The sequence below is a fragment of the Neoroseomonas rubea genome (assembly GCF_016106015.1).
Lineage (GTDB): Bacteria > Pseudomonadota > Alphaproteobacteria > Acetobacterales > Acetobacteraceae > Neoroseomonas > Neoroseomonas rubea.
This window is the reverse complement of the sequence record NZ_JACADQ010000251.1, coordinates 1-6227: the sequence shown is the minus strand read 5'-3', so window position 1 is coordinate 6227 and position 6227 is coordinate 1. Positions and strand designations below refer to the sequence as shown.

The window sequence follows — 6227 nt, the reverse complement described above, 5'->3', positions numbered from 1 at the left end:
CTGCTGCTGGTCGCGGCGGTGCGCCTTCTGCGGCCGGCGCGCCCGCCGGCGCTGCCCTTCGACCAGGCGGCGCGCGAAAGGCTCGCGGCCATCGGCGCAGCGCCGCCGCCGCTCGCCGATGGCGCGGTGTTCGGGGAAGCGGGGCGGGCGGGCTTCGCCTTTGTGAAGCGCGATGGCGTCTGGCTCGGTCTCGGCGACCCGGAGGGCGAGGCGCGCGACCGCGTCTCCGCCATCTGGCGCTTTCGAGACATCTGCGAGCGGGCCCGCGTCGATCCGGCCTTCTGGCGCGTCGGGCCGGACCTGCTGCGCGTCTATGCCGATATCGGCCTGACCGCCTTTCCCATGGACAGCCAGGACGGCACGCCGCGCTGGCTGGTCTGCCGGGCGGAGCGCGACCTCGAGGCGCTGCTGCCGCTGCTGCCGGGGGCCGAGGATGCGCGCTGACCGCCTTGCCAGCGCCCGGCTTCCACGCCATTCCACGCCCATCCCGAAACAGGAGGGATCCCGATGCGCATCGCCATGATCGGCGCGGGCTATGTCGGCCTCGTCTCCGGCGCCTGCTTCGCCGAGTTCGGCGTCGACGTGACCGTCATGGACGTCGATCCGGACCGGATCGAAGGGCTTCATGCCGGCCGCATGCCGATCTATGAACCCGGCCTCGACAAGCTCGTTGCCGAGAATGTGAAGGATGGCCGGCTCACCTTCACCACCGACCTCGCCGCGGCGGTGAAGGGCGCGGATGCGGTGTTCCTCGCGGTGGGCACGCCGACCCGGCGCGGGGACGGGCATGCCGACCTGTCCTACGTCTATGCGGCGGCGGAGCAGGTGGCCAAGGCGGCGGACGGGCCGCTCGTGCTCGTCACCAAATCCACCGTGCCGGTGGGGACGGGGCGGGAGGTGCAGGCCATCTGCCGGCGCGTGCGGCCCGACCTGCCGATCAGCGTCGCCTCCAACCCCGAATTCCTGCGCGAGGGCAGCGCGATCGGCGACTTCATGCGCCCCGACCGCGTCGTGATCGGCGTGGATGACGAGCATGCGACGACCGTGCTGCGGCGGCTCTATCGGCCGCTGTACCTCATCGAGACGCCGGTCCTCGCCGTCAGCATCGAGAGCGCGGAACTGATCAAGTACGCCGCCAACGCTTTCCTCGCGACCAAGATCACCTTCATCAACGAGATCGCCGATCTCTGCGAGAAGGTGGGGGCCGACGTGCACGACGTGGCGCGCGGCATGGGGCTCGATGGCCGGATCGGGCGGAAGTTCCTCCATCCCGGCCCGGGCTATGGCGGGTCCTGCTTCCCCAAGGACACGCTCGCGCTCGCACGCACCGCGCAGGATGCGGGCAGCCCGGTGCGGCTGGTGGAAGCCACGATCGAGGTGAACGAGGCGCGCAAGGCGCGGATGGCCGAGCGCATCCTCGCCGCCCTCGGGCCAGCCCATGCGGGCAAGCGCGTCGCGGTGCTCGGCGTGACCTTTAAGCCCGAGACGGACGACATGCGCGACGCGCCGTCGCTCGTCATCCTGCCGGCGCTCGTCGCGGCGGGGGTCGAGGTCACGGCCTTCGACCCGCAGTCGGCGCATGCCCGCCAGGCGCTGCCCGCCGCGGTGCACTTCGCCGAGACGGCGGTCGCGGCCGTGCAGGGAGCCGATGCGCTGGTCGTACTGACCGAGTGGAACGAATTCCGCGCCCTGCCGCCCGGTCGCCTCAAGGCGGCCATGAAGGGCGACATCATCCTCGACCTTCGAAATGTGTGGGACCCGGTGGCGATGCGCGCGGCCGGCTTCACCTATTCCTCCATCGGCCGGCCCTGAGGGGATTGAGCATGACCGCCTTCCGCCACCGCTTCGACCAGACGGTGCTCCGCGAGTACGACATCCGCGGCATCGTGGGCAAAACGCTGAAGCCCGAGGACGCCTTCGCGATCGGCCGTTGCTTCGGATCCGTCGTGGTCCGCGCGGGGGGCAAGCGCGTCGCGGTCGGCTATGACGGGCGGCTGCATTCGCCCGAGCTCGAAGCTCAGCTCGTCGCGGGCCTGCGCGCCTGCGGGCTGGAGGTGGTGCGCATCGGGCTCTGCGCGACGCCGATGCTGTACTTCGCCGCCTATGACCAGGAGGCGGACGGCGCCGCGATGGTGACGGGCAGCCACAACCCGCCCGACTACAACGGCTTCAAGATGATGATCGGCAAGAAGCCCTTCTACGGCGCGGCGATCCAGGAGATCGGCCGCATGGCCGCCGAGGGCGACGTGGTGCCCGAACGTGCCGGCACCGACCGGACCGTCGACATCGCCGGCCGCTACGCCGATCGGGTGCTGCAGGATTGGGATGGCGGCGACCGCAAGCTCAAGGTGGTGTGGGACCCGGGCAATGGCTCGGCCGGGCCGATCGTGAAGGCGCTCGCCGCGCGGCTGCCGGGGACCCATTTCGTCATCAACGGCGATGTGGACGGCAATTTCCCGAGCCACCATCCCGACCCGACGGTGGCCAAGAACCTCGAGCAGATCATCGCCGAGGTGGCGCGGGAGAAGGCGGATCTCGGCATCGCCTTCGACGGCGACGGCGACCGCATCGGCGTGGTGGACGATGAAGGCCACATCCTGTTCGGCGACCAGCTGCTGATCGTCCTCGCGCGCGACGTGCTGAAGTCGAAGCCCGGCGGGACGATCATCGCCGACGTGAAGGCAAGCCAGGTCCTGTTCGACGAGATCGCCAAGGCGGGCGGCAACCCGCTGATGTGGAAGACCGGCCACTCGCTGATCAAGGCGAAGATGGCCGAGACGGGCAGCCCGCTCGCGGGCGAGATGTCGGGGCACATCTTCTTCGCCGACAAGTGGTACGGCTTCGACGACGCGCCCTATTCCGCGGTTCGGCTGCTCGGCATCATCGCGCGCATGGCGGGGAAGCTGTCCGAGGTCCGTGCCGCGCTGCCGCAGGTGATCAATACGCCCGAGCTCCGCTTCAACTGCGAGGAAGCGCGGAAGTTCGAGGTGGTGCGCGAAGTGAAGGACCGCCTGGCCGCCGAGGGTGCCAAGGTGCAGGACGTCGATGGCGTGCGCGTGCTGACCGAGGATGGCTGGTGGCTGCTCCGCGCCTCCAACACCCAGGCGGTGCTGGTCGCGCGCTGCGAGGCGTCGTCCGAGGCCGGGCTCGAGCGGCTCAAGGCGCAGCTGGTGAAGCAACTTGTCGCGAGCGGGCTGGAAGCACCGGATTTCTCGGCTGAGAACGCCGGGCACTGAGTGTAGACAAGCGCCACCCGGCCGGAAGTGTCGCGCGTGATTGAAACCAGCCATGCCGCAACAGTGCGAGACGAAGTCTCTGATCTGGCGCATGTGTCCCATTCAAGTACAACAGCGCGGGGTCGCGTGGACGCTTTGCTGGCGTGCTTGTTGGCTTTCGGCGGGTGCTACGCGCCGTCGCCGACGACGACACTGTTCGAGCAGTCAGTCCTGGTCACGGGATTCCGCACAGGCGCGCCGCCCTACAGCGAGAATGGCAACTGGGGCATCAATCACGAACGCGGCGCAGCCGCCAACGCCATGAGTCAGTGACGCTACACGTTTCCCACTGGCGCCACGAGCGAACAGTTCAGGGCGATGGTCATTGATTCCGGCTATGTGTGCGAAGACCGGTCTGACGTCGGTACGGCATATCTTCTGTGTTACGCGGAAAGAAGATACAGAAGAGAAACCAGCTACTTCAGCTTTCAGAACACACTGGTGCGCTTAAGGATCGTTCTGACCTTTTGAGAGAAGTGACGAGCGCATCGTTCTGACCGGGTACAATTGGCAGAACCTCGGGGAACTGAACTGATCGACGCGGTTGCGAAGGCTGCCTCGGGCTGCGCCTTACGCGCGTGCGCCGCACTTCCCGCCATGGCGAAACCCGGCTTAGGCTTCATGCCTAATCGGTCCGCTACAGGGCCGCAGGAGGAGAACCGGGAATGACCATCGCACGCCGCACACTGCTGCTCGCCGTCGGCGCCACCCTCGCCGCGCCGGCGCTCGCGCAGGACTTCCCGACCCGCCCCATCCGCATCGTCGTGCCCTTCCCGGCCGGCGGCACCACCGACGTCCTCGCACGTCTCTACGCGCAACGGCTCACCGAAACGCTGGGGCAGTCCGTGGTGGTCGAGAACCGCGGCGGCGGCGGTGGCTCCATCGGCGCGGACGTCGTCGCGAAGTCCGCCCCCGACGGCTATACCCTGCTCTTCCACAACCTCACCTTCAGCACCACCACCGCCGCGCTGGAATTCGCGAACCGCGCGCCGCATTCCATCGAACGCGACTTCGCGCCCATCACCCTCGGCGCCAACGTGCCCATGCTGCTGCTGGTCAACCCGTCGGTCCCGGCAAGAAACCTTCGGGAATTCGTCGCCTGGGCGAAGACCCAGCCGCAGCCGCCCTTCTACGGATCGACCGGCCCCGGCAGCACCATGAACCTGATCGGCGAGCTGCTGAAGCGCGACGCCGACATCCGGATGGAGCACGTCCCCTTCCGCGGTGCCGCCCCGCTGGTGCAGGACATGCTCGCCGGCCGCGTGCAGTTCGGCGGCGACCAGCTCTCCTCCTCGCTCCAGCACGTCCGCAGCGGCGCGCTTCGCGCCATCGCGACGCTCGCCGATACGCGCCCCTCCGCCTTGCCGGATGTGCCGACGGTGCGCGAGATGGGGCTGCCCAACCTCACCCTGCTGGGCTGGAATGGCTTCTTCGCCCCCGCCCGCACGCCCGAGCCGGTGCTGGCCCGCCTGCACCGCGAGATCGCTGCCGCCGCCCGCTTCCCCGCCCTCGCCACTCGCATCCAGGAACTCGGTGCCGAGCCCGGCGGCAACAGCCCCGAGGAATTCGGCGCAGCCGTCCGTGCCCAGATCGAGCAGGTGCGGCCGCTGGTCCGCGCCCTCCAGCTCCAGATCGAATGACGTCCCTCTTCGTCTATGGGACGCTGCTCGACCCGGAGGTGCTCGCGCGCATGTCGGGCGAGTCTGCGCTGCCGCGGCGGAGGGTGCCCGCGCGGCTGGAGGGCTGGCGGCGCGTGCATCTGCGCGGCACGCCGTATCCGACGTTGATCGAGGATGATGCTTCGGCGGTGCAGGGCGCGGTGCTGCGGGTCGGTCCCGCCGCGCTCGCTCGCCTGTCGGCGTATGAGGGCAGCGCCTATCTGCTGACGCCGCTGACGGTGCTGACGCCGCGTGGCCCTGTGCGTGCCCGCGCCTGGATCGCCCCGTCTTGGCGTGCCGATCCGGCGCACCCCTGGCCATAGGCGCCAGATGATCGCGGTCCGGGGGGCCGTAGCCCCCTGGTGGGGAGGTCCGGAGGGGCGGCGCCCCTCCGGTTGCGTCACGCCATTCTGTTCGCCGCGTGGATGCCGCTGAGCCAAGCCCCTGCGACCGTTGCCGCGAATCGCGGATGGCAGGCTTCCCCTGCGAAGACGAGTCGCCCGTCTGCGAGCGGCGCGGCGAGTGCCGTGCGTGCCGTTTGTGCGCCCGGGATGGCGTGGCTGTAGGCGCCGCGGAACAGCGGGTCTTCCGCCCAGCGCGTGACGGTGGCGCGGCCAAGTGCGGCGGCGCCTTCCGCGCCGAACACCGTCGCCGCTTCGGCGCGCGCCTCGGCTTGCGCGCGCGCGGCGTCGCCGGCCAACTCCCAGGCGCGGGCGCCGCCGCAGAAGGCGATCACGACGGGCTCGCCGAAGGGGCGGGAGACGAAGGACATCGGGCGATCGTCGGCCTGGGCGACGGCGCGGCGCAGGCTCGCGAAGGGGGGCAGGTCGGGCAGGGCGGGATCGTCGGCACGGAAGGCAATTTTCGTCAGCAGGCCGAGCGGCAGCGCGTGGATCGCGTCGCGCGTCACCGCCGGCAGCGGCGGGTCGAAGGCGATGCCGCCGCCGGTGAGCACGCCGGTCGAGACGGTGACGATCGCCGCGCGTGCCGCGATGGAACCGAAGGCGCCTTCGGCGGTCACGCCGCGCGCGCCCCAGCGCAGGCGTTCCACGCGCGCGTTCAGCCGGACGGGGAGCCCTTGGGCGAGCCGCGCGACCAGGCCGCCGACGCCCTCGCGCAGGATCATGTTCGGTCCGTCGAGCGCGGTCGCGGCGAAGTCGTGCAGCGACATGCGCGACAGTTCCGCGGCGCAGATCTGGGCCCCTTCCCAATGCGCGACGGTGGCGTCCCAGCGCCCGCCGCGCGGCGCGGCCTCGGCGGCCGGGCGGTCGGGTCCGCCATCGGCCGCGGCGGC

Annotated in this window: 7 protein-coding genes; 6 read left to right on the top strand and 1 reads right to left on the bottom strand. The window is 70.3% G+C overall.

The features are described from left to right. From HW577_RS18595 to HW577_RS18570, 6 genes are all read left to right on the top strand, one after another. Window positions 1-444, top strand: a 444-nt coding sequence (locus HW577_RS18595; protein WP_198377636.1) for a phosphatidylglycerol lysyltransferase domain-containing protein, incomplete at its 5' end; no start/stop codon positions are given. A 63-nt stretch (window positions 445-507) separates the two neighbouring features. Continuing rightward, window positions 508-1812, top strand: coding sequence for a UDP-glucose dehydrogenase family protein (locus tag HW577_RS18590; protein ID WP_198377635.1), 1305 nt, complete (start codon window positions 508-510; stop codon window positions 1810-1812). A gap of 11 nt (window positions 1813-1823) precedes the next feature. Continuing rightward, the gene (gene pgmG, locus HW577_RS18585) at window positions 1824-3236 is read left to right on the top strand and encodes a phosphoglucomutase/phosphomannomutase PgmG (protein WP_198377634.1); all 1413 of its coding nucleotides are present in this window, start codon (window positions 1824-1826) and stop codon (window positions 3234-3236) included. Window positions 3237-3272: 36 nt separating this feature from the next. Next, window positions 3273-3548 carry a hypothetical protein gene (locus HW577_RS18580; protein WP_198377633.1) on the top strand — a complete coding sequence of 92 codons (276 nt, stop codon included), beginning with the start codon at window positions 3273-3275 and terminating at the stop codon, window positions 3546-3548. A gap of 392 nt (window positions 3549-3940) precedes the next feature. After that, window positions 3941-4915, top strand: a complete 975-nt coding sequence (locus HW577_RS18575) for a Bug family tripartite tricarboxylate transporter substrate binding protein (protein WP_198377632.1) — start codon at window positions 3941-3943, stop codon at window positions 4913-4915. Beyond that, the gene (locus HW577_RS18570; protein ID WP_198377631.1) at window positions 4912-5256 is read left to right on the top strand and encodes a gamma-glutamylcyclotransferase family protein; all 345 of its coding nucleotides are present in this window, start codon (window positions 4912-4914) and stop codon (window positions 5254-5256) included. Before HW577_RS18575 ends, HW577_RS18570 begins: the two co-directional genes overlap by 4 nt. Before the next feature lie 77 nt (window positions 5257-5333). On the opposite strand, the gene HW577_RS18565 is transcribed toward HW577_RS18570, so the two are convergent. Next, window positions 5334-6227: flavin monoamine oxidase family protein (locus HW577_RS18565; RefSeq protein WP_198377630.1), on the bottom strand; the 894-nt coding region annotated here is incomplete at its 5' end.

What these genes read in the sequence shown, in the direction of transcription:
- HW577_RS18590 (WP_198377635.1), top strand. Translation starts at nt 508, where the DNA reads ATGCGCATCGCCATGATCGGCGCGGGCTATGTCGGCCTCGTCTCCGGC.
- pgmG (WP_198377634.1), top strand. Translation starts at nt 1,824, where the DNA reads ATGACCGCCTTCCGCCACCGCTTCGACCAGACGGTGCTCCGCGAGTAC.
- HW577_RS18575 (WP_198377632.1), top strand. Translation starts at nt 3,941, where the DNA reads ATGACCATCGCACGCCGCACACTGCTGCTCGCCGTCGGCGCCACCCTC.
- HW577_RS18570 (WP_198377631.1), top strand. Translation starts at nt 4,912, where the DNA reads ATGACGTCCCTCTTCGTCTATGGGACGCTGCTCGACCCGGAGGTGCTC.